The sequence below is a fragment of the Chromobacterium sp. Ag138 genome, from assembly GCF_055181315.1.
Genome location: NZ_JBUPWA010000001.1, coordinates 4,987,990 through 5,009,429, shown reverse-complemented (window position 1 = coordinate 5,009,429; position 21,440 = coordinate 4,987,990). Strand labels below are relative to the sequence as shown.

17 protein-coding genes are annotated in these 21,440 nt (G+C 66.3%); 3 read left to right on the top strand and 14 right to left on the bottom strand.

The features are described from left to right. Positions 1-27: 27 nt before the first annotated feature. The 4 genes from ACY3GB_RS23185 to ACY3GB_RS23170 form a co-directional block, all read right to left on the bottom strand. On the bottom strand, positions 28-4,965 hold the full coding sequence (locus tag ACY3GB_RS23185) for a hemagglutinin repeat-containing protein (RefSeq protein ID WP_463090819.1): 4,938 nt from the start codon (positions 4,963-4,965) through the stop codon (positions 28-30). 246 nt (positions 4,966-5,211) lie between these two features. Beyond that, complete coding sequence (locus ACY3GB_RS23180; protein ID WP_463090818.1) at positions 5,212-6,918, bottom strand: ShlB/FhaC/HecB family hemolysin secretion/activation protein; 1,707 nt, start codon at positions 6,916-6,918, stop codon at positions 5,212-5,214. Positions 6,919-7,142: 224 nt separating this feature from the next. Further along, positions 7,143-8,210, bottom strand: coding sequence for an alanine racemase (gene alr / locus ACY3GB_RS23175; RefSeq protein WP_463090817.1), 1,068 nt, complete (start codon positions 8,208-8,210; stop codon positions 7,143-7,145). Positions 8,211-8,214: 4 nt separating this feature from the next. Continuing rightward, the gene (locus tag ACY3GB_RS23170) at positions 8,215-9,522 is read right to left on the bottom strand and encodes a D-amino acid dehydrogenase (protein WP_463090816.1); all 1,308 of its coding nucleotides are present in this window, start codon (positions 9,520-9,522) and stop codon (positions 8,215-8,217) included. A 138-nt stretch (positions 9,523-9,660) separates the two neighbouring features. Between ACY3GB_RS23170 and ACY3GB_RS23165 the strand changes: the two genes are divergently transcribed. The 3 genes from ACY3GB_RS23165 to ACY3GB_RS23155 all read left to right on the top strand — a co-directional run bounded on the left by ACY3GB_RS23165 (position 9,661) and on the right by ACY3GB_RS23155 (position 11,934). Next, positions 9,661-10,149, top strand: coding sequence for a winged helix-turn-helix transcriptional regulator (locus ACY3GB_RS23165; protein ID WP_231150695.1), 489 nt, complete (start codon positions 9,661-9,663; stop codon positions 10,147-10,149). 121 nt (positions 10,150-10,270) lie between these two features. Next, entirely contained in the window at positions 10,271-11,398 is a 1,128-nt protein-coding gene (locus ACY3GB_RS23160) for a methyl-accepting chemotaxis protein (RefSeq protein ID WP_463090815.1), read from the top strand. Between the two features lie 68 nt (positions 11,399-11,466). Continuing rightward, positions 11,467-11,934: a YbaK/EbsC family protein gene (locus tag ACY3GB_RS23155; RefSeq protein ID WP_463090814.1), complete on the top strand. Its 468-nt coding sequence runs from the start codon at positions 11,467-11,469 to the stop codon at positions 11,932-11,934. Positions 11,935-11,937: 3 nt separating this feature from the next. Here the strand turns inward: ACY3GB_RS23155 and ACY3GB_RS23150 are convergent, their stop codons facing one another. The 10 genes from ACY3GB_RS23150 to ACY3GB_RS23105 all read right to left on the bottom strand — a co-directional run bounded on the left by ACY3GB_RS23150 (position 11,938) and on the right by ACY3GB_RS23105 (position 21,332). Further along, on the bottom strand, positions 11,938-12,981 hold the full coding sequence (locus ACY3GB_RS23150) for an ABC transporter ATP-binding protein (protein WP_463090813.1): 1,044 nt from the start codon (positions 12,979-12,981) through the stop codon (positions 11,938-11,940). A 1-nt stretch (position 12,982) separates the two neighbouring features. Further along, complete coding sequence (locus ACY3GB_RS23145; protein WP_463090812.1) at positions 12,983-14,587, bottom strand: ABC transporter permease; 1,605 nt, start codon at positions 14,585-14,587, stop codon at positions 12,983-12,985. Between the two features lie 72 nt (positions 14,588-14,659). Next, positions 14,660-15,652 (bottom strand): extracellular solute-binding protein, encoded by a 993-nt coding sequence (locus tag ACY3GB_RS23140; protein ID WP_463090811.1) that lies wholly within the window; start codon positions 15,650-15,652, stop codon positions 14,660-14,662. Positions 15,653-15,777: 125 nt separating this feature from the next. Further along, the gene (locus tag ACY3GB_RS23135; RefSeq protein WP_463090810.1) at positions 15,778-17,067 is read right to left on the bottom strand and encodes a flagellar assembly protein T N-terminal domain-containing protein; all 1,290 of its coding nucleotides are present in this window, start codon (positions 17,065-17,067) and stop codon (positions 15,778-15,780) included. Beyond that, positions 17,067-17,789 (bottom strand): LPP20 family lipoprotein, encoded by a 723-nt coding sequence (locus tag ACY3GB_RS23130; RefSeq protein WP_046167980.1) that lies wholly within the window; start codon positions 17,787-17,789, stop codon positions 17,067-17,069. Before ACY3GB_RS23130 ends, ACY3GB_RS23135 begins: the two co-directional genes overlap by 1 nt. Positions 17,790-17,902: 113 nt before the next feature. Beyond that, entirely contained in the window at positions 17,903-18,817 is a 915-nt protein-coding gene (locus ACY3GB_RS23125; protein WP_463090809.1) for a GlxA family transcriptional regulator, read from the bottom strand. After that, the gene (locus ACY3GB_RS23120; protein WP_463090808.1) at positions 18,810-19,715 is read right to left on the bottom strand and encodes an EamA family transporter; all 906 of its coding nucleotides are present in this window, start codon (positions 19,713-19,715) and stop codon (positions 18,810-18,812) included. The genes ACY3GB_RS23125 and ACY3GB_RS23120 overlap by 8 nt, the downstream gene beginning before the upstream one ends. Continuing rightward, a complete protein-coding gene (locus tag ACY3GB_RS23115; RefSeq protein WP_463090807.1) occupies positions 19,702-19,914 on the bottom strand; it encodes a DUF1737 domain-containing protein in 213 nt (70 codons plus the stop codon). The genes ACY3GB_RS23120 and ACY3GB_RS23115 overlap by 14 nt, the downstream gene beginning before the upstream one ends. Before the next feature lie 144 nt (positions 19,915-20,058). Next, positions 20,059-20,613 (bottom strand): isochorismatase family protein, encoded by a 555-nt coding sequence (locus tag ACY3GB_RS23110; protein ID WP_463090806.1) that lies wholly within the window; start codon positions 20,611-20,613, stop codon positions 20,059-20,061. Positions 20,614-20,711: 98 nt separating this feature from the next. Continuing rightward, positions 20,712-21,332, bottom strand: coding sequence for a LysE family translocator (locus ACY3GB_RS23105; RefSeq protein WP_463090805.1), 621 nt, complete (start codon positions 21,330-21,332; stop codon positions 20,712-20,714). Positions 21,333-21,440 lie beyond the last annotated feature (108 nt).

Genomic DNA, 21,440 nt, shown 5'->3' with positions numbered 1-21,440 from the left:
GGGGGTTTTCGCGGTTGACCACGCGCCTTACTTGCTCTCGATGCCGCCCTTCACCACGGTCAGCGCATTCTCGTGCTCGGCGCGGATCAGCGGCGCCTTGCCGGAAGTCACATCGCTGACCGCCTGCTTCAGGATGCCGGACAGAGTGCTGTTCAGCTTGACCCCGCCGCCGCCGTTGTAGCGCTCGGTGGCGATATCGGCGGTTTCCACCTTGGAATCGCCCAGATCCACCTTGCCGTTGGCGGACGAGACGGTCGCGCCGGTCAGCTGGGTCTTGCCGCCCACTTGCAGCGCCACGCCGTCGGCGCCGGCGATGCCGGTGACGGCGCCGACCGAGTTGTCGCGCTTGACGCTGACGTCCACGTCGGCCTTCAGCTCGGTGCCCTTGTCCTGGGCGTTCAGCAGCTTATCCTTCAGCGTGTTGCCGCCTTTGCGCGCCAACGTGTCCAGCGTGCCGGACTTGGCCGGGCCGGAAGTCGGCTGCTCGGGCAGGGTGACGGTTTCGCTGCTGGCGTTGAAGCTCACCGCATTGGTGGTGTCTTCCTTCAGGCCCTTGTTGAAGGCGAAGCTGTCGTACTTCTCCTTCACCTTGTCGGACGCGGCGTTGACCAGTTCGGTGCCCTTCTCCTTCACCTTGTCTTTCAGCGGGCCGGCCTTGTCGGCGGCCTGGTCGACCAGGCTGGCCTCCTTGCCGTTGGAGCTGTTGACGCCCAGCGCCACATCCACCTTGACGCTGTTGTCGCGGTCCTGACGGCTTTCCAGCGCCAGCTTGCCGCCCACTTGGCCAGCGACGGTCTTGCCGCTGACGTTGGCGCCGGCCAGCGTCGCGTTGCCTTCGGCGTTCAGCTCCACCTGCTGCTTGCCGGTGATGGAAGCATTGGCGTTGCTCAGCTTGTCCTGCTGATCCACCTTGACGCTCAAGCCCGCGCTCACCTCATGCACGTTCTTGGTGCTGTCCGGCTTGATCTGGCCGTTTTCCTTGTCGCTGCTGGCCTTGTTGCCGCCGCCGATATTGCCGGCCACGCTCCAGTTGTTGCGCTGGCTGCTGGACTGCGCCGACTCCAGGCGGACATCGCCCTGGCTGTCCAACTTGACGCTGTCGCCCTGCACCTGGGTGCCGCTCAGGCGGACGCCGCCGCTGCCGGCCTCGATGCTGGCCTTGCCGCCGCTGGCCACGCTGCCGCCAGCTTGGCTGCGGCTGGACTCGTCGGTGCTGGCGTAATTGCCGCCGGCGCCCACGTTGAAGCCCTGGCTCGCCTTCTCCTGGCCGTTGCTCTGGCTGCCCCCGGCCTTGACGTCGAAGCCCCACTGGCTGCCGGATTTGTCGGCGCTGGATTCGGCGGCCTTGAACTCCACCTTGTCGCCTTTCAGCGCCACGTCGCCGCGGCTGGCGATCTTGTCGCCCTGCAGCGCCAGCTTGCCGCCGGCCGTCAGCGCCACGCCGGCATCGGCATCCACGCCGCCGGTGACGGCGGCGCTGGAGTTGGCTTGCTGCTTGTCCACGCTCACCGCCACCCCGCCGCTGCCGCCGACATTCTTGCCGCCGCCTTCGATCGGGCTGGTGGTGATGGCCAGATTGGCCTTGCCGCCCACGGTGCGCTGCTCGCTGCTGCTGGTGTTGTTCGCCTGGGTGAAGCTCAGGTCGCCGCCGGCGTTCACACTGGCCGCGCCCTTGCCGCCGGCGATGGCCACGCCCTGGTAGGCGGCGTTGTTGTCCACGTCCACCTTGACGCCGTTGCCGGCGCGGATGCCGCCCGTCACCGCGGTGGAGCTGGACGAAGCGCTGGTCACCGTGCTGCCGCTGCCAGCCGCCTTGACGTTCACGTCCTCGCCAGTGGTGGTGTAGACGCGCACGCCGACATCAGCCTCGGTCTTGCTGCCGCTCTGGCTCTGGGTATTAGCCGCGGCGGTGAACTGGTGGCTGTCCGCCTTGATCTCCACCGTGTTGCCGGCCTGGTACTGGGTGCCCTGGTCGCTGAGTCCGGCCTTGGCGTCCACCTTGACGTTGCCGCCGTTCAGGCTGCTGACCTGCGCGGTGCTCGACTGGCTGGTTTCCGAGCCGACGCCGGCCTTGACGCCGACATCCACGCCCAGATTGGCCGCGCCCAGATTGCCCGCGGCGCCTGCCGCGCCGACCACATCGCCCTTGACGACTTTTTCGCCGGCCGCCACCAGCGGGCGGGTCACGCCGCTGTAGTCGGCGTTGACGCCCACTTCCACGCCCCAATGGCTGCTGTCGGTCGTGGTTTTCTGGGTGCTGTTGGCCGCCTGGTTGTCGATTCGGCCGCCAGCCAGCTTGATGTCGCCATCAGCCTTGACCTGTGTGCCCTGGTTGCGGATGTCGCCGTCGCCATTGCCGGCGACGATGCTGACGCCGCCCTTGGAGCTGATGGCGCTGACTTGCGCTGTGCCGCTCTCGGACTGGCTGCGGGTGTTTTTCTGGTCCACGCCCAGCGCCAAGCCGGTCTTGTCCAGGCCGGCGTCGATATAGACGCCGCCGCCGGTGACGCTGCTGCTCTTGCTTTCCTTCACCGTGTCCTGCGCCGCGCTCAGGCTGACGTTCTGGCCGCTGAGGGCCGCGCCGCCGGCGCCGGCGTTCAGCTTGGAGCCGGTCACCGCCAGATCGCCCTGGGCATTGAGCGCCACCTTGTCGCCGGACAACGTCGCCGCCTGGTTCTGGGTCGCGTCGCGATCCACGCTGCTGCTGGTGTGCTCGATGCGCACGCCGCCGCGGTACTGCTTGTCGCCGGTGATGTCGCCGACGCCACGCAGCGCCAGCTCGGTGTCCTTGCTCTGCACGGTGTCGCGGGTCTGCGACGCCGCCACCTTGATGTCGCCGTTCGCGGAAACATTCAATTCGCCGCCGGCGCGCACCTGGCTGCCGCTGATCGCCACGTCCTTGGCCGACTGGATGGTCAGATTGGTGTCGGACTTCAGCTCGGCGTTGACCGCCTGCTGCTGGCTGGCGTTGCCCTTGCTGCTGCTCTTGGTGATGTTGAAAGCGGTGCCGCTGCGCTGGTCGGTGCGGGTTTGCGACTGGTTGACCACGCTGTCGATGCTGACATCGCCGTTGCGGCTGATCGCCACCGCGTCCTGCTCGCCGCGGGCGCGGCTGCCGGAGATGGCCACGCTGTCCCCCTGCAGCGTCAGCTTGCCGCCGGCGGTCAGGTCGCTGCCGGTGTTGACGGTGTCGCTCTTGCCGTTGTCGCGGTTGCCGCCGCCGCCGATGCCGCCCCAGTACACCTGGTCGTTGCGCTGGTTGTTCTGGCTCACGGTCTGCTGCACGCCCAGGCTGAGCGCGCCGCCCGCGTTCAGGCCGGCGTCGCGGCCGGCGGCCAGCTTGGCCGCCTTGGCGTCGATGTCGCCGCTGGCGCGAATGTTCAGATCGCGGCCGGCGCGCAGCTGGCTTTGCGCCAGGCGTTGCTCGCTGGAAGCGTTGTCCCAGGAGCCGGTTTCCAGGCTGGCGCCGTCGTTCTTGCGGTTGCCCTGGTCGCGGCGGGTATCGGTTTCCGTCACGCCGCTCAGCTTCACGCCGCCGTCGGCCTGCAGGCGGATGTCCTGGCCAGCGCTGACGCTGCCGCCGCGGATGGCGATCTGGCCGCGCGGCTGCGCGCCGTCGGCCGCCTGATTGTCAGCAGCCGATGCCGCCGCGGTCAGCGTGGCGTCCTGATCGGCGCGAATACGCACGCCTTCCTGGCGCTGGGTGGTTTCGTTCTGGTCGCGGTTGTACGCCCAGGAGTTTTTCCAGGCGTGGTTGCTGCTGCTGGATGCGCTTTCCGCCAGCTGGCTGTCCAGTGTCACGTCCTTGCCGCTGACCGCCACATTGCGGCCGCTAATGTCGGTGGCCGCCAGCGTGACGGCATCGCCGGCGCTGAGCGCCACATCGTCGCGCGCGCTGATGGCGCTGCGCTTGATGCGGATGTCGCTGCTGTTGCTGGCGGTATTGGTTTCGCCGGTTTTCCAGATGAACCAGCTCTCGTCATGGCTGCTGTCCTGGGTGGTGGAGGTCTCCACGCGGCCGCGGCTGTCGATCTGCCGCGCGGCCAGGGCCACCTTGCCTTCGCTGGCGTGGATCTGCGCGCCTTCCAGCGCCAGTTTGCCCTGATTGGCCACCACCGATACTTCCTGCGCGCCGTTCAGGCTGCCGCCCACGTTCACGCCAGCGCCGTCGGCGGTGCTGATGATGTTGATGCGACCGGCCTGCATCGCGCCCAGGAACACGCTGTCCAGCGAGCCCACGCCTTCAGGCGCCTTGTCGCTGCGGATGATCTTGGCCTCGTCGCCCTGGTAATCCACCAGGTTGAAGCCGGCGCGGACATTGATCCGGTCGCGCGCGGAGACATTGCCGCGCACATCGATGCGCGGCGCGATCAGGTCCAGCACATTGACGCCGCTCAGGCCGGCGCCGTTGACGCTGAGCGCGTTGCCGTTCATCGCCGCCTGCAAAGAGGCGATGGCGCCGTTTTCGATATTGGCGTTGCCCACCAGCAGCGACGCGCGCGGGGTATTGATGAAGCCGCAGCCGCTGCAGGTAATGCCGTTGGGGTTGGCCAGCACATAGTCGGCGGCCTTGCCGAACACTTCTTGCTTGCCCAGCAGCAAAGACGGATTGCGGCTGATCACTTCATTGAGGATCACGCTGGCCTCGCGCCCGCCCAGCAAGGCGTTGGCGCCCAATTGGCCGGCCAGCTGCGATTGGCCGCCGGTGGCGGAGTTGTTGAACACCGCGCCCGGCTTGCCGACATTGAAATCCTGGTACTGGTTATGCGACAGGCCCGCGGCGCTGGGCGCCACGATATTCACCACCGCCGCGCCGTTGGCGGCGTTGCTCACCTGCGGCTGCGCGCCGTTGCCGCCTGCGACGATGCCGGCTGCCAGCGTGGCTTCCGCCACGCAAAACGCCAGGGTCAGCGCCGCGGCCACTTTCCCCGTTGCCGATAATCCGAAATTTATTTTTTTCTTCATGATTTGAGTCCCGTTCATCTAGAGAACAAGCAGATCCGGCCTCAGGCCGCTCCATCCAACCCATGTCACGCGGGCATCGCCATGCCTGCCAGCCGATGCTTCCCCACGCTAAAACATACGTTTGATTTCCAATCTACGTCTCTTTTTAAATCAATTCAAATGAAATACTGCCAATACCACTTAGTCGCGGCCGGACCTAATTTCTTTCAAAAGAACTTTTACATAGCAAAATAAATACCTTTGGCATCACCAGGACAGCGCTAGCCTGGCTAACACTTGATGGCCTTCCTGTTGCCAATCGGCCGGCTTGCGCAAAGGCCGGCTGTATTCCAGATCCAAGCTGGCCTTGCGATAGCTGAGCGCCAGGCCCAGGCTGGCGCCGGCGATGCTCTGCCACTGCTGGATCGATCGGTGCGGCAATACCCGGCCGCCGTCCAGACCGACGCGCGGCGTCACGCCGACGCCGGCCATCTCGAAGCGGCGCGACAAGGTATTGCGCCAGGACCAGCCGGTCTCCCCGGCCAGAGTGTTGCGGCGAAAACCGCGCACCGCGCTGGCGTCGGACACGTCCATCTGCTCGACGCCGGGCAGGTAGTCGCGGCTGGTCTGGCCGACCAGCACGCTGTTGAGCTGGTACGGCCCGCCGGGAAAGGCCAGGCTTTGGAACCAGTTCAGCGACGCCTTCCACTTGGTGAACTGCGGATTCGGGCCGTCCGGCGAACGCGGGTCCGGCGCGCTGGCGCCCAGCCAACAGGTGCCGCGCTGCACGCCGGCATCGGCGATCAACACCCCGCCGCTAAGCAGCTGCAGACGCGACAGGCCCAGTTCGGCCACGCTCAGCGTCGGGCTGGTGATGTCGATCTCGCTGTCGAGAAAGTAATTGCGCACCCGCTTATGCGTCAGCTGCGCCATCAGCGAGGTGGTCTGATCCTGGCCGCGGCTCAGCACCCGGTCCACGCGCAAGCCGCTCTGCGCGGTGCGGCCGGACAGATTCACCGCGCTGTACTGCAATTGCAGCGGGTTCAAATAATCGGCGCGGCTGGCAAAAGCGCTGAAAGTCCAATATCCGTAAGGCAGGGAGTAGAACAGCGATTCGCTGCGGCTGTGCCGCACCGCGTTGTCGTTGCTGGTGCGCTGCGCCGACACGCTGACGAAATCCGACAAGCCCAGCGGGCTGTCCCAGGACAGCCCTACCCCGGCCTGCACCCGGCCGGTGCTGTCGCGGCCGGTATTGTCGGCGTTGAAGCTCAGCCGCCAGGGCGCGTCCATATTGTTGCGCAGGCTCAGGATGGAGCCGCCCACCGTTTCGCCGGGCAGGATGTCCAGCGTCGCCTTGCTGGACGGCAACCGGTTGGCTTGGTCCAGTCCCTGGTCGGCGTCATGGATGTTCAACGGCCGGCCGACCACGCCGGGAAACAAGGTGGCCGGATTGCTGCGCCTATCGGCGCTGACGATCTTTTCCACCCGGCCCTCGTGCACGCGCAAGGTCAGCACGCCCTGTTCGTCCGGCCCTTCGGCCGCCACCCGCGCGGCGATATAGCCCTTCTTCAGGTAAAGCTGGGTCAAGGCGCGGCTGTAGCGGTTCAGCTCCTCATTGCTCAGGCAATCGCCCGCCAGCTCGCCCAGCGAAGCCACTTCCTTGCGGCTCAGCAGCTTGATGCCGGCCAGTCGCACGCCCTTGACGCGCAGACAGTCCAGCTCGCTCATGCCCTCCGCTTCCTGCCGATGCATGGTATTGCTGTCCGGCAGCATCTGCCGCAGCCGCTGCTGCTGGATGATGGCGTCGAAGCGGCGGCTATTGTCCTGCAACAAGCGCCGCGAATCGTTTTCCATCTGCTGATGCATGCTGCCAGACATGCCGGGCACTTCCGCGGCCTGCGCCGCCACGCCCCAGCAGACCATCCCCGCCATTCCCCAGAGCCTTGCCGAAGACAGTTTTTTGTATTTAATCATCACCGAATTCTTAACTATTTTTAACAAAGGAAAACAGAAATCCCATTGCGCGTCCAGGATAATGAGAATAACTATCAAATAATGACAAAATTACCCAAGCTTGATGCCAGCCTTGCGGCGCCGACGCAACACAAGATGCAATATAAATAAAAAACCCGGCCAATGGCCGGGCTTGTCCCTTAGTCGTTTGATTCTGAAATATCTTTCAGAAGATCAGCAAAAACTTATTCGAATGCGAAGTGGGCGCGCTTGATATTGCACAGCAATTCATAGGAAATGCTGCCGGCGGCGGCGGCGACCTCGTTGACCGATACCGCGTCGCCCCACAATTCCACTTCGCTGCCGATGCCGGCCTCGGGCAGATCGCTGAGATCCACGGTGATCATGTCCATCGACACCCGGCCGATGATGCGCGAACGGCGGCCATCCACCGCCACCGGGCTGCCGCTGGACGCCAGCCGCGGATAACCGTCGGCATAGCCGCAGGCGATCAGCCCCACCCGGGTCGGGCGATCGGTGACGAAATTGCTGCCATAGCCGATGGGCTCGCCGGCGGCCAGTTCGCGCACGCCGAAGATCCGGCTGCTCAAACGCATCACCGGCTTCAACCCATCGCCGTGCGGGTAGCCGGCCGGCAAGGGATTGGCGCCGTACAGCACAATGCCGGCGCGGCCCCAATCGCGGCGCGCGCGCGGATGGCACAGCAGGCCGGCGGAATTGGCCATGCTCTCCTCCCCCGGCAGACCGGCGATGGCGGCGTCGAAAGCTTCTATCTGCGTTTGGGTCATCGGCACGCCCGGCTCGTCGGCGCGGGCGAAATGGGTCATCTTCACGATGCTCTCCGCCTTGCCGCTGTCCCGCAGCCGCTGCCAGGCGGCGCGGTAATCCTGCGGCAGGAAGCCCTCGCGATGCATGCCGCTGTCCAGCATCAGCCAGACGCGGAACGGCTCGGCCGGATTGGCTTCCTCCAGCATGCGCAGCTGGCCCTCGCTCTGCACCACCAGCCACAAGCGATGGTGCTCGACCTCGGCCAGCTCGGCCGCTTCGAACACCCCTTCCAACAACAGGATGGGCGCGGCCACGCCGGCGGCGCGCAGCTGCAGCGCTTCCTCCAGACAGGCGACGGCGAAGCCGTCGGCGATATCGGCCAGCGCCTGGGCGCAGCGCACCGCGTTGTGGCCGTAGCCATTGGCCTTCAGCACCGCCAGCGTCTTGCCGCCGTGGGCGGCGCGCGCCAGCAGATAATTGTGGCGCAGGTGGTCCAGCCGTATCGTCGCGATCAACGGGCGCATCGAATCAGGCCCCTTGCGCCGCGGGACGGATCACCGGCACCACCAGGGTTTCGCCCTGTTTGGCGTAGCGCTGCATCGACAGGCCGTCGACGCTGATTTCCGGCTTGGCGCCGGTGATCAGGTCGGCCAGCACCTTGCCGGAGCCGGCGCACATGGTCCAGCCCAGCGTGCCGTGGCCGGTGTTCAGCGACAGGTTGGCGAAACGGGTGCCGCCGACGATGGGCGTGCCGTCCGGCGTCATCGGCCGCAGGCCGGTCCAGAAGCTGGCCGCCTTGATGTCGCCGCCGTTCGGGTACAGATCGCCCACCACCATTTCCAGCGTCTCGCGGCGGCGCGGGTTCAGTTCCAGGTTGTAGCCGGACAGCTCGGCCATGCCGCCGACGCGGATGCGGTCGTCGAAGCGGGTGATCGCCACCTTGTAGGTTTCATCCAGGATGGTGGAGCTCGGCGCGCCGGCCGGATTGGTGATCGGCACGGTCAGCGAGTAGCCCTTGACCGGGTAGACCGGGATGTCGATGCCCAGCTCTTTGACCATGTCGCGCGAGTAGCTGCCCATCGCCACCACGTAATGGTCGGCGCGCAGCAGCTCGTCGCCGACGCGCACGCCGGTGATGCGCTTGCCGTCGTTCTCGATGCCGTCCACGGTCACGCCGAAGCGGAACTCCACGCCCTTGGCGCGGGCCAGCTCCGCCAGCCGGCTGGTGAACAGATTGCAGTCGCCGGTTTCGTCATTGGGCAGCTGCAGGCCGCCGGCCAGCTTGTGCTTGACCGCCGCCAGCGCCGGCTCGACGCGGACGCAGCCGTCCGGGTCCAGCACGTTGAAGTCCACGCCGCACTCGCGCAGCACGGCGATGTCCTTGGCCATGCCCTCAACCTGGGCCTGGCTGCGCAGCAACTGCAGCGTGCCGCCCTGGCGGCCTTCGTACTGCAGGCCGGTTTCGGCGCGCAGCTCCTTGATCTTGTCGCGGCTGTACTCGGCCAGGCGCATCATGCGGCCCTTGTTGACCGCGTAGGCTTTCTCATTGCAGTTGGCCAGCATCTTGGCGATCCATTGCAACTGGTACAGGCTGCCGTCCGGGCTGATGGCCAGCGGCGCATGGCGCTGGAACATCCACTTCAGCCCCTTCAGCGGAATGCCGGGCGCCGCCCACGGGGCGGAGTAACCGGGGGAGATCTGGCCGGCGTTGCCGAAACTGGTTTCCAGCGCCACGCCTTCCTGGCGCTCCAGCACCGTCACCTGGCAGCCGGCCTTGGCCAGATACCACGCGGTGGATACGCCCAAAACGCCGCCGCCCAGCACGATTACCTTCATTTCTGTCTCCGTTTGTAGTCTTGCCACTACCAGATAGTGAATTCCGCTAGTATATGCATTGACATCTGGTTTTTTTCACTGAAATTGATAAGAATCAAATGATCTTTCTCAAATCTTTTTCATGTAAACAGTGAAAACATGAAGCCACTTACCGCCGCCGCCAAAGCCCTGGACAAGATGGACCGGAAAATCCTGCGCATCCTGCAGAAAAACGGCCGCATCGCCATGACCGAGCTGGCCGAAAAAGTCGGCCTGTCCACCACGCCCTGCACCGAGCGGGTGCGGCGCATGGAGCGCGACGGCATCATCGAAGGCTATTACGCCCGCCTCAATCCGCACGCGCTGGGCGGCTCGCTGCTGGTGTTCGTGGAAATCAAGCTGGAAGCCAAGTCCGGCAATATCTTCGACGCCTTCCGCCGCGAGATCATGAGCATTCCGGAAATCCTGGAATGCCATCTGGTGTCCGGCGATTTCGACTACCTGATCAAGGCGCGCATTCCGGACATGTCGATGTACCGCAAGCTGCTGGGCGACATCCTGTTGCAGCTGCCCTCGGCGAAAGAATCCAAAAGCTACGTGGTGATGGAAGAGGTCAAGGAGACCTTGCAGCTGCCGCTGGCGGAATAAAAACCATAAAAATCAATGCGCCGACTTTGATTTCAGGCAAAAAACCTTGCATTCCCTCTCCCCGTCGGCCAAACCACAAGCAGCGGCAAATTCAGTAAAAACACGTAGGCGGGAGAGCGGAATGTTTGGCTTCACAAAGACGGCGGACAAAGCCGAAGACACGGCGCGCCGAGTGCGCCAGCTGGAAAGCGTGCTTGACCACGCCGACAATCTGATCATGCTGTGCGACACCAGCCGCGACAACGTGATTTTCTACATGAACAAGACCGCGCGCGAAGCGCTGGGCAAGCATCGCGACATGATGAATCAGAAGTTCCGGGCCGGCGTCGACGTCAATCATGCCCACGGCCACAGCATCCACCAGTTCCACCGCGATCCGGAACACAACCGCCGCATCCTGGCCGACCTGGCCAGCCGCAAGATGGCGCAGCACGTCGCGATGATTCCAGTCGGCGAAGTCATGTTCGAAACCAAGGTGTTTCCGATCTGGGATTCGGCCCACCCCGATCAGTTGCTGTGCTTCATGGCCAGCTTTCAGGATGTCTCCTCTGAAATCCGCGCCGAAAAATTGCAGGAACAAGGCAATCAGCGCCGCGAATTCCTCGAGGCCCGCATCAATGAGCTGTCGGAAAACATGCAGGCGATGAGCGCCACGATCCAGAATGTGGCGGTGCAGACCACGTCGGCGTCGGAATCGGCCGAGCTGATGCTGGACGAAGGCCGCAAAGGCGCGGCCATCGTCAACGAAACCAGCGGCAGCATGAAGAGCGTGGGCGGCATGGTGCGCAACACCGCCGACAGCCTGGAATCGCTAGGCCAGCGCTCGGTCACCATCGGACAGATCATCAGCGTGATCAAGGATATCGCCGACCAGACCAATCTGCTGGCGCTGAATGCCGCCATCGAGGCGGCGCGAGCCGGTGAAATGGGCCGCGGCTTCGCCGTGGTGGCCGACGAGGTGCGCAAGCTGGCTGAACGCACCACCAAGGCCACTCAGGAAATCGGCGACATGATCCGCGACATCCAGAACGAGGTGAAACAGAACGTGGAGGCCATCGAGCGCGGCCGCCAGCAGGTGGACGCCACCGAGAGCGACTTCCTGCGCGCCGAACAGGCGCTCGCCACCATCGTCGGCGAAATCAACAATATGCGCGACTTCGTTGTTCAGATCGCCAACGCCGCCGAAGAGCAGGCCGCCACCTCGCAAGACATCGCCGACAAGCTGACCGCCATCGTCCAGCAGACCTGATGGCCTAGCGCCTTTGGTTCTCATCGGGAATAATGGACCGGCACCCATTTTCCCGACGAGAACCGCCCATGAGCCTGGAATCGGTCAAAGCCTTCTTCGCCGCCCGCCAAGCGGACATCGCCATCATCGAGCTGGACGTCAGCACCGCCACCGTGGCCGAGGCAGCCGCCGCCCATGGCGTCGAGCCCGGCCGCATCGCCAAGACGCTGGCCTTCCGCCTCAGCGATGGCCGCGACGTGATCCTGGTCGCGCGCGGCGACGCCCGCATCGACAATCGCAAGTTCAAGGACGCCTTCGGCAAGGGCAAGATGCTGCCGCCTGACGAGGTGGAAGCCATCACCGGCCACCCGGTCGGCGGCGTCTGCCCCTTCGGCCTCGCCCGCGAGCTGCCCATCTACCGTGACGTGTCGATCCAGGCTTTCGACGAAGTGCTGCCGGCGGCCGGCGCCGTGCACAGCGCGGTGCGGATCAGCCCGGGCCGGCTGGGCGACATCACCGCTGGCCAGTGGGTGGACGTCTGCCAGGCTTTCGCCTGAGCCTCACTCTCGGGGGAACGCCAGCAGCGGCTGCGGCTGCAGCCGGATGCCCACCATCTCGCCGACCGCCAGCGGCCGCTCATGGCCCAGCTCGGCCAGCAGCCGCCGGCCGGACAGCAACTCCAGCGCGTAATGGCTGACCGTGCCGCGCAACACCCTGTCCACCACTCTCGCCCGCAGCGGGCTGCCCGGCTCCGGCAGCACCGCGTCGGGCCTCAGCAGCACCTCCACCTCGGCGCCGTCGTCGAAGGGCAGGCCCTGGTCGCATCTCAGCTCCCCGGTTTCCAGCCACACCGCGCGGCCGCTCACCCTGCCGGGCAGAAACGCGCCCTGGCCGATGAAGCCGGCCACGTAGCGGTTGGCGGGACGATGGTAAAGCCCGTCCGGCGCGTCCCACTGCTGCAGCCGCCCCTGGTGCAGCACGCCCACCTGGTCGGCGATGGCGAAGGCCTCGTGTTGGTCGTGGGTGACCATCAAGGCGGCGATGCCCTGCGATTTCAAAATGGCGCGCACCTCGCGCGCCAGCCGCTCGCGCAGCTCGGCGTCCAGATTGGAAAACGGCTCGTCCAGCAGCAATAGCCTGGGCCTGGGCGCCAGCGCGCGCGCCAGGGCCACCCGCTGCTGCTGGCCGCCGGACAGCTGGTGCGGATAACGCGCGGCTTCGTCCTCCAGCCCCACCAGGCTCAGCGCCTCCGCCACCCTGGCCTTGCGCTCGCCTCTCCCCAGAGCGGACAGGCCGAAAGCCACGTTGCCGGCCGCCGTCAGGTGCGGAAACAGCGCATAGTCCTGAAACGCCATGCCGACGCGGCGGCGATGGGCGGGCACATTCACGCCCACGCCGAACACCGTCTCGCCCTCCAGCCGGATGCGGCCGGCCGACGGCGTCTCGAAGCCGGCGATGCAGCGCAGCGCGGTGGTCTTGCCGCAGCCGGAGCCGCCCAGCAGGCAGGCGATCTCGCCCCCCTCCAGCGCGAAGCTCATGCCGTCCAGCACCGGCTTGCCGGCGAAAGCCAGGCTTACCGCGTCGAATTCAAGCGTCTTGTCCATCTCACACTCCAGGCTTCTGCCGCGACAGCAGCAAGACCGGCAACAGGCCGGCCAGCACGATGGCCACCGAGGGCAAGGCCGCGCGCTGCCACTCGCCCTCGCTGGTCAGATTGAAAATGCGCACCGCCAGCGTGTCCCAGCCGAAGGGCCGGGTCATCAGCGTGATCGGCATCTCCTTCATCGCGTCGACGAACACCATCAGCATCGCGGTGAAGAGGCCGCCCTTGAGCAGCGGCAGGTGCAGACGGAGCAACAGCCGTCCGCCATGGACGCCCAGGCTGTTCGCCGCCTCTTCCTGGCTGCGGCTGATCCGCTGCATCGCCGCGTCCAGCGCCGAATGAGCCACCGCCAGGAAGCGAGACGCGTAGGCCAGCATCAAGACCAGCAGCGTGCCCTTGAACACGGCGGACGCGCCTTCCGGCAGCCAGCGGCCGAAATGCTCGAGCAGCAGATTGTCCAGCGCCGCCACCGGCGCGAACACGCCCACCGCCAGCACGGTGCCCGGCACCGCGTAACCCAGCGTGGCCAGCCGGATCCAGGGCCGGCTGCCCGGATCGCGCCGGCCGGCGAAAGCCAGGCACAGGGCGATGGCCGGCACCAGCAGCGCCGCCATCGCCGCCAGCGACAGCGAACTCTTCAGGCTGTCGAGCAGATCGGCGTCCAGATCGCTGGCCAGATGGCTGGCCGCCCAAACCAGGATCTGGCCGAAGGGCAAGACGAAGGCCAGCGACAGCGCCAGCGCGCAGAAGACGCAGGCCAGCCAGCCGCGCGCGCCGGCCAGGCGGATGCGCGGCAACGGCGCCGCCCTGCCCGCCTGGGCATAGCCGCGCTGGCCGCGTGCGCGCTGCTCCAGCCATAGCAGAACGAACACCAGCAAGACCAGCAAGGACGCCAGTTGCTTGGCGGCGGGCAAGGAGAACAGGCTGAACCAGGCCTTGTAGATGGCCGAGGTGAAGGCGTCGAAATTGAAGATGGCGACGGTGCCGAAATCGGCCAGCGTCTCCATCAGCGCCAGGCCGAGGCCGCCCGCGATCCAGGGCCGGGCCATCGGCAGCGCCACCTTGAAGAAACCGGCCAGCGGCGACAGGCCCATCGACTGCCCGACTTCGAGCGCGCGCCGGCCCATGCCGGCGAACGCGTTGCGCGCCAGCAGGTAGACATAGGGGTAGAAAGCCAGCGACAGCACCGCCACCACGCCAGGCGTCGAGCGGATGTCCGGCACCCAGGACGAGCTGCCGAAGGCCTCGCGCAGCCAGCTCTGGAACGGCCCGGTGAAATCGAACAGGCCCAACTGGGAAAACGCCATCACATAGGCAGGCATCGCCAACGGCAACATCAGCGCCCAGGAGAAAAACCGCCGCCCGGGAAAGTCATGCACCGCGGTCAGCCAGGCCAGCGGCACGCCCAGCAACAGCACCCCGGCGCCGACGCCCAGCAGCAAGACGGCGGTGTTGCGCAGCAGCTCCGGCAGCGCGTGCTCCGCCAGATGGCGCCACACTTCGGCATCCGGCTCCAACAGGCCCAGGGCGATCACCGCCAGCGGAATCAGGGTAAGCAGGCTGGCGGCGGCGGCGGACGCGCGCCAGCGCGAAACGGTAAACGGCATGCGATGCGATCCAACGGCGGCGGGCACGCATCGTCAGGACGGCGGGCCCGGTTCAACACAAATCGCGGCGGCTTACTTGTAGCCGGCGCGGTCCATCAGCTTGACCGCCTCGGCCTGCCGGGCGCCGGCATTGGAGACGTTGATGTAGTTGTGCTTGAAATCGCCCCAGGCCGCCACGCGGGCGTCGGGCTTCACCTTGGGATTGACCGGGAATTCCAGATTGACGTCGGCGAACATGTTCTGCGCCTTTTCCGAGCTCAGCCACTCCAGGAATTTCACCGCGCCCTTCTCATTCCGGGCATGGCGGGTGACGCCGGCGCCGGAGATGTTGACATGGGCGCCCTTGCCGGCCTGGTCGGCCCAGAAGATGCCGACCGGCAGCTTAGGCGACTTCTCCATCATCCGGCCGTAGTAGTAGGTGTTGGCGATGCCCACCTCGCACTGGCCGGCGGCGATGGCCTCCAGCATCTTGGTGTCGTCGGGGAACGGCGCGGCGGCCAGATTACCCACCCAGCCCTTGACCACCTGCTCGGTCTTGGCCGGGCCCATCTCGGCCAGCATCATGCCCACCAGCGACTGGTTGTACACCTTCTTGGAGGTGCGCAGGCAGAGCTTGCCCTTCCACTTGGGATCGGCCAGATCGGCATAGCTGGACAGCTGGGACGGCTTCACCTTCTGGGTGTTGTAGAAGATGGTGCGGGCGCGGATGGACAAGCCGTACCACTGGTTGGCCGGATCGCGCAGGTGGGCGGGAATGTTGGCGTCCAGCACCGGCGACTTGACCGCCTTCAGCAGCCCCATGCGCTCGGCCTGCCACAGATTGCCGGCATCCACCGTCAGCAGCAGGTCGGCCGGGCGGTTGCGGCCCTCGGCGCGCAGACGCTCCATCAGCGGGCCTTCCTTGTCGGACACCAGCTTGACGTTGACGCCGGTCTCCTTCTTGTAGGCGTCGACGATGGGCTTGAGCAGTTGCTCTCCGCGCGCGCTGTAGACCACCAGGTCCTCCGCCAGCGCGGGGCCGGCCACGGCCGCCAGCGCGGCGGCCAACATCAGTTGCTGTTTCAAGGTGTATCCCCCGTTCGATTGAGACGAAAAGCGAAGTGCGGGATGCACCGTAACACCAGCTGATAATACTTATCAATACAAAAATAAATTGCAAACAGCGGAACTTTGAGCAGAAAAAACCGCCATCAGCGCGCCGTTCCGAAGCGGACGTAATCCCCCTCCGCCACGCGGGCGCCTCCCTGCGCCACGCCTATGGAGAAATTGGGCTGCACCTGGGTCAGGGTCACATCGCCGTTCAGGCTCTCCGGCATGCCCAGCTCCCGGCCGGAAATCAGATCGCGCAGCGGCTGCCCGCTCGAGCGCTTGTACAGCAGCAGCTTGTCGCCCACCGCCATGCCGTCCAGCAGGCCGGCGTTGATGTAGACGCGCTTGCCCTCCAGCCTCACCACGCGCGCGGAGAACGGAATGCAGGAGATCACGCTCTCGATGCGGTCCGACACGTTGTCCAGCCACCTGTCCACCTGCCTGCCGTAGTCGCTCTGCCAGAACGCGACGGAGGCGAAGGGCTGCGGCATGGTCGGAATCACCGGCCCTTTCGAGTTGACGATGCCGCTGACCCTATCCTTGGCGATCAGCGAGCCGGTCAGCCCGTCGTATATCCAGAACTCCAGATCGAACTGCCGCTGCGTGGGCACATACTTGACGCCGGCGCCGAACATGCCGGCGAAGGGGCCGTTGTAGAACGCTCCCTGCTGGCTGGTATTGTTGGATTCGAACAAGGACCTGCGCACGCCTTTGTCCATCACCGAGGTGGACAACACCCGGCCCGCCACCACGAATTGGACGTTCTCCCGCTGCCCCAGCTGGCTGGCGACCTGCCAGCCGGCATCCGGCTCGGAAACGCGGCTGTCGGCCAGCACCGAGACGGTATTGGCGTCCTTCACCACCAGCATGCTGTTGTGCACCAGCCTGCGCGCCAACTCAGTCGGCAGCGCGGTGGCCAGGTCCGGCATATCGGACGCGTCGGCCGGATGCGCGACGTCGAAATACGTGGTCACCAGCTTGCGCCTCAGCGACCGGCCCACCGGCATCTGGCAGGACGGATCACCGCGCCGCTCCGCCGCGGGAGCCTGCGAGGCCTTGGCCGGGCCGGTGTCCACCTCGACCTTGACGTGGTAAAGCTTGCCCTGCGCGTACTCGTTGACGACCCGCACCGCGCCCTGCACCGGGGACAAGGCCCTCAGCGTGCTGGATTCGCCCTGCCGGCCGGCATCGACCAGCTGCGTCGACTCGATGCGCGCGCCCTGCCGGATGGAGAGCAGCTTCAACGCGTCCTGCATCGCCATCTCCCGCGCGGCGACCGGCCCGTTGTCCAGCGGCGCCACGCCCTCGGCTGTCAGGATTTCAGCGTGCGACGGGCCCGACAAAACAAATGCCGCCGCAAGGGCGGCGGCACGGATAGCGATTCGCGTCATTACTGGGTCACGTAGAAATTGTTGCTGTAGCGGGCTGGCGAAACGGTCATGACGGCGGGCGCCGGCGCGGCCGCCGGGGCCGGCACGATCTTGGTGGCGCCGCAATTGGCTTCCGGACAGAGGGCGCCGGCGGCGCCGGTTTCCTTGGACGCCTGCATCACGCTGCCGGTCTTTTCCATCGAGTGGCGGAATTGCTTGTAGAACTCCTGGTCCAGCGTGATCTCGGCCACCGCCTCGCTGGTGCCGTCCGGCTTCATCACGGTGGAGACGATGGTGACGCCGCGCAGATAGGCGTCGACATAGGTGCGGAAGCTATCGCTGTTGGCGATCATATTGGACACCGAGCTGTTGCCGACCAGCTTCATGCCCTGCACCTGTTCCGCGATCGCGCGGAAGGCGTCCAGCCGGGCGGCCCGCATCGCCAGCAGCTTGCGCTGCGACGGCGTCAGGCTGTTGGTGTAGGGCGCGGCGCCGGAGCCGGTCACGCGGACGACGATGGGCTGGAAGGGATTGACCTCCTTGACCACGACCCTCACCTCCTCGCCGCTGGCCGTCTCGTCGCCGGAGCCGACATAACCGACGCCCGACGGCACCGAGCCGCTCTCCTTCATCGGCATCGGCGCGGACATCGCGGATGTCTGCGGGGCGGGCGTGGCGCAGGCGGTCAAACCGGCCACCAGGGCGAACAAGGCGAGGCGAGACGTACGACGGACTGTATTCATGGCAATTACCGATAGGTGTTGATGGAATGGTATGAACCATTCCCGGAGCTCGTCAACCTGAAACATCGGCAATAACTGATGAAACTTGAGAAGCGGACGGCATGCGCGGCCTCTCAGTCATGCGCGGCGGCGGCCCGGCTCATCTGCCTGGCCGAGGAAAAACCAGCCGACAGCGCCGCCTTCTCCTTGCCCAGGCCGGCCGAACGCCACTGCTGGGCCAGCGCCAGCCGCAATGCGCGGTGGTAATCGTGCGCCGAAACGCCGGCCTGGTCGCGGAACAGCCGGGACAGATGGCGCGCGCTGACGTGGACCTTGGCCGCCAGCTCGTCCAGCGGCCAGTCCCGCACCGGGTCGGCGCAGATCAAGTCCTGGGCCCGGTGCAGCGCCGGGTGCAGGTGGTTGCGCCAGGCCAGCCATGGCGACAGCTCCGGGTCCTGCGGCGAGCGGCGGAAATACACCACCATCTCGCGCGCCACCGCGCGGGCGATCGCGGGGTCGGCCAAGTCGGCGATCAGATGCAGCGCCAGATCGATGCCGGCGGTGATGCCGGCGCTGCTGTAGCAGGGGCCGTCGGCGACGAAGACCCGGTTTTCCTGCACCCGGGTCGCCGGCGCCAGCGCGCGCAGCCGCTCCAGCAGCGTATGGTGGCTGGTGCAGGCCCGGCCGTCGAACACCCCGGCCTCCGCCAGCAGCAGGCTGCCGGAGCAGACGCCGGCCCAGCGGACGCCCGGCTGGCGCCGGCGCTCGGCCAGCCAGGCGACGATGCGCCTCGCCTCCGGCCGGGCATAGGCCTCGATGGACGGCGTCGATCCCGGCACTACCACTACCGCCCCCTCCTGCAGCGCGTCCGGCAACGGCGCCAGGCCGCCCAGCGGCAGGCCCAGCGAAGTGCCCACCGCTTCCGACGCGCCTACGTAATGCAGGCGAAAATCTGCGCCCTGCAGCCCCGCCAGGCGGAAAGCGTCGGCCGGCCCGGCCAGATCCAGCAGCAGGACATTGGGCGACAGCACGAAATAAACGTCACGCACGGCTGGTTCTCCAGGAAGCGGCCAAGGCCAGCAGCCTGCCGCCGAACACCGTCGCCAGCAATCCGGCCATCAGCAGCGCGCTGCCTGCCAATTGCGCGGCGGTCAGGCTCTCGCCCAGCAGCCAGTGCGAAGCCAGCAGCCCCACCACCGGCACCAGCAGGGAGAACGGCGCCACCTTGGCCGCGGCGTGCCGCGCCAGCAGGCGGCTCCACAAGCCATAGCCGAACATGGTGGCCACGAAGGCCAGGTAGGCGACGGCGAACAGCGACTGCCCGTCGAAGCCGCGCAGCGCCGCCGCGATGCGCTCGCCGCCTTCTATCTGCCACGACAGCAGCAGGAAAGGAATCGGCGGAACCAGGCTGGACCAGATCACCAGCCCCAGCGGCTCCACTTTGAAGCCGTCGCGGCCGATCGCGCGCACCACGATGTTGGATGCCGCCCAACTGGTGGCCGCGGCGATGGTCAGGCCGAAACCCAGCGCCGTCATATTGCCGCCCTTGCCCATGCCTATCAGCGCCAGGCCGCCCAAGGCCAGCGCCAACCCCGCCAATTGGCTGGCCTGCCAGCGCTCGCCCAGGAAGACCCGGGCCAGCAACAAGGTGAAGAAAGCTTGCGACTGCAGCACCACCGAGGCGAGGCCGGCCGGCATGCCGAGCTTGATCGCGGTGAACAGGCAGCCGAACTGCCCCACCCCTACCGTCAGCCCATACAGCGCCAGGTAACGCCACGGCAGCGCCGGCCGCTTGACGATGAACACCGCCGGCAGCGCCACCAGCGCGAAGCGCAGCGCGCCCAGCAACAGCGGCGGCACGCCGGCCACGCCCCATTTGATCACCACGAAATTCACGCCCCAGACCAGCACGATGGCCAGCGCCTGCATCATGTCAGCCAGCGGCATGATCGCTCCCCGGCCACAACACCGCCTGCGCGACGATCACCCGCTCGCCGTTGAAAGTGGCGGCCGGCGAGCCGTACAGCCGGTAGCCCAGCGCCAGCGCTTCGCTGACCCGCTTGCAAAAGGCCGAATCGTCCGGCCCGGTCAGCAGCCGATATGCGGGCAGGCCATCAGGCGGAATGTCCGCTAGATGTTGCGACATGCGTTCTCCTTATTCAGACAAATCCAATGACGACACCTTATGACATGCCGGTCTCAAGCGGCAAGCGCCGGCGGCCTTCATGCAACCCTCGCCGCCCGCGCGGCGTTTGGCGCGATGCGCCCGGACGCCGCGCGGGCCGGCCAATCAGTCCTCCATCCGCCGCAGCGCCTCCTCGACCGTGACGATGGCGGCGAAACGCCCGGCCAGCACCAGCTCGGTGCGGGCGCGGATGTCGGCGGCGCTGTAAACCACGCCGCTGCCGGCATGGGTCATCGGGAAGGTCAGCGTCGCCTCGGTGACGAAGTCCACCTCGTAACCCAGGTCGGACCCCACGCGGGTGGTGGTTTCGCAGCACTGCTCGGTGCGGATGCCGGAAATGACCAGCTTCTGGATGCCATGCTTGATCAGCCAGCTCTGCAGGCCGGAATCGGTCAGCGCGTTGTGCACGTGCTTGACGAAGGTAGCCGCAGGCTGATGCGTCATCCAGTCCAGCGGCCGCACCAGGCCGGAAGCCGCGGAAAACGGACCGTCCGCGCCCGCTTCGTGCAGGATGTTGATCACCGGCACGCCGCGCGCCTGAGCGCCGGCGATCAGCGCCTGTTGCGCTTCCCGGTAGGCCGGCAAGTCCTGCTCGGTCCAGAACGGGCGGTGACGGAAGGATTCCTGCACATCGATTACCAGCAATGCGGTCTTTTTCATTTCGCCTCTCCCGGCGGTGTGGATATGGACAGCATCGTAAGGCCGACAGCGCCAGGAAATAAGGCCGCAAGCGGACAAGCGCCTGCCAAAAAAGGACATCATGCCATCGGGGCGAGCGCCGGCGTCAGTTCGTCATAGAGCAGCCAGAGCGCGGTGACGGCCATCAGCGCGCCCATCGTCAGGTTGTAAAGCAGCAAGGCGCGCGGCGCCGCCAGCCAGCGCCGCAGCTTTTCGCCGCTCCAGGCCCACACGCTGATGCAGGGCAGATTGACTACCGCGAAGGCCAGCGCCAGCAGCGAAGCCGCCAGCCAGCGGCCGCCTTCGCCTGCCGGCATGAACAGGATGGACGCGTTCAGCACCATCACCCAGGCCTTGGGATTCAGCCACTGGAACAAGGCGGCGCCGACGAAGCCGAGCGGCCGCGCCTGCTCGCGCGCCTCGGGCTGGCCGGAGCGGGCGATCTGCCATGACAGCCACAGCAAATAGACGCAGCCGGCCACCGCCAGCGGCAGCCGCCAGGCGCTGAGCCAGCCCAGCATCTGCGCCAGCAGCATGGCGACGATGAACACCTGCAGCGCGCAGCCCAGGCTGATGCCCAGCATGTGCGGCACCGTGCGGCGGAAGCCGAAATTGACGCCGGACGAGGCCAGCATCAGGTTGTTGGGGCCCGGGGTGATGGACATCAGGGCGATATAGGACAGCAAGGCGAATTCTGGCATGGCGGTTCTCCGGCGAAACGGCAAGCGGCGACAAGCCCTTGCCCACCTCGACATGCTATGCGGACCATCCTTATGGATACAGATTCAAAAATTCATTATTGATCTGGT

Coding starts and splice junctions, on each gene's coding strand:
- ACY3GB_RS23150 (WP_463090813.1), bottom strand. CDS start 12,981: ATGGACAAGACGCTTGAATTCGACGCGGTAAGCCTGGCTTTCGCCGGC.
- ACY3GB_RS23135 (WP_463090810.1), bottom strand. CDS start 17,067: ATGACGCGAATCGCTATCCGTGCCGCCGCCCTTGCGGCGGCATTTGTT.
- ACY3GB_RS23110 (WP_463090806.1), bottom strand. CDS start 20,613: ATGAAAAAGACCGCATTGCTGGTAATCGATGTGCAGGAATCCTTCCGT.
- ACY3GB_RS23180 (WP_463090818.1), bottom strand. CDS start 6,918: ATGATTAAATACAAAAAACTGTCTTCGGCAAGGCTCTGGGGAATGGCG.
- alr (WP_463090817.1), bottom strand. CDS start 8,210: ATGCGCCCGTTGATCGCGACGATACGGCTGGACCACCTGCGCCACAAT.
- ACY3GB_RS23105 (WP_463090805.1), bottom strand. CDS start 21,332: ATGCCAGAATTCGCCTTGCTGTCCTATATCGCCCTGATGTCCATCACC.
- ACY3GB_RS23130 (WP_046167980.1), bottom strand. CDS start 17,789: ATGAATACAGTCCGTCGTACGTCTCGCCTCGCCTTGTTCGCCCTGGTG.
- ACY3GB_RS23120 (WP_463090808.1), bottom strand. CDS start 19,715: ATGCCGCTGGCTGACATGATGCAGGCGCTGGCCATCGTGCTGGTCTGG.
- ACY3GB_RS23160 (WP_463090815.1), top strand. CDS start 10,271: ATGTTTGGCTTCACAAAGACGGCGGACAAAGCCGAAGACACGGCGCGC.
- ACY3GB_RS23185 (WP_463090819.1), bottom strand. CDS start 4,965: ATGAAGAAAAAAATAAATTTCGGATTATCGGCAACGGGGAAAGTGGCC.
- ACY3GB_RS23170 (WP_463090816.1), bottom strand. CDS start 9,522: ATGAAGGTAATCGTGCTGGGCGGCGGCGTTTTGGGCGTATCCACCGCG.
- ACY3GB_RS23115 (WP_463090807.1), bottom strand. CDS start 19,914: ATGTCGCAACATCTAGCGGACATTCCGCCTGATGGCCTGCCCGCATAT.
- ACY3GB_RS23145 (WP_463090812.1), bottom strand. CDS start 14,587: ATGCCGTTTACCGTTTCGCGCTGGCGCGCGTCCGCCGCCGCCGCCAGC.
- ACY3GB_RS23165 (WP_231150695.1), top strand. CDS start 9,661: ATGAAGCCACTTACCGCCGCCGCCAAAGCCCTGGACAAGATGGACCGG.
- ACY3GB_RS23155 (WP_463090814.1), top strand. CDS start 11,467: ATGAGCCTGGAATCGGTCAAAGCCTTCTTCGCCGCCCGCCAAGCGGAC.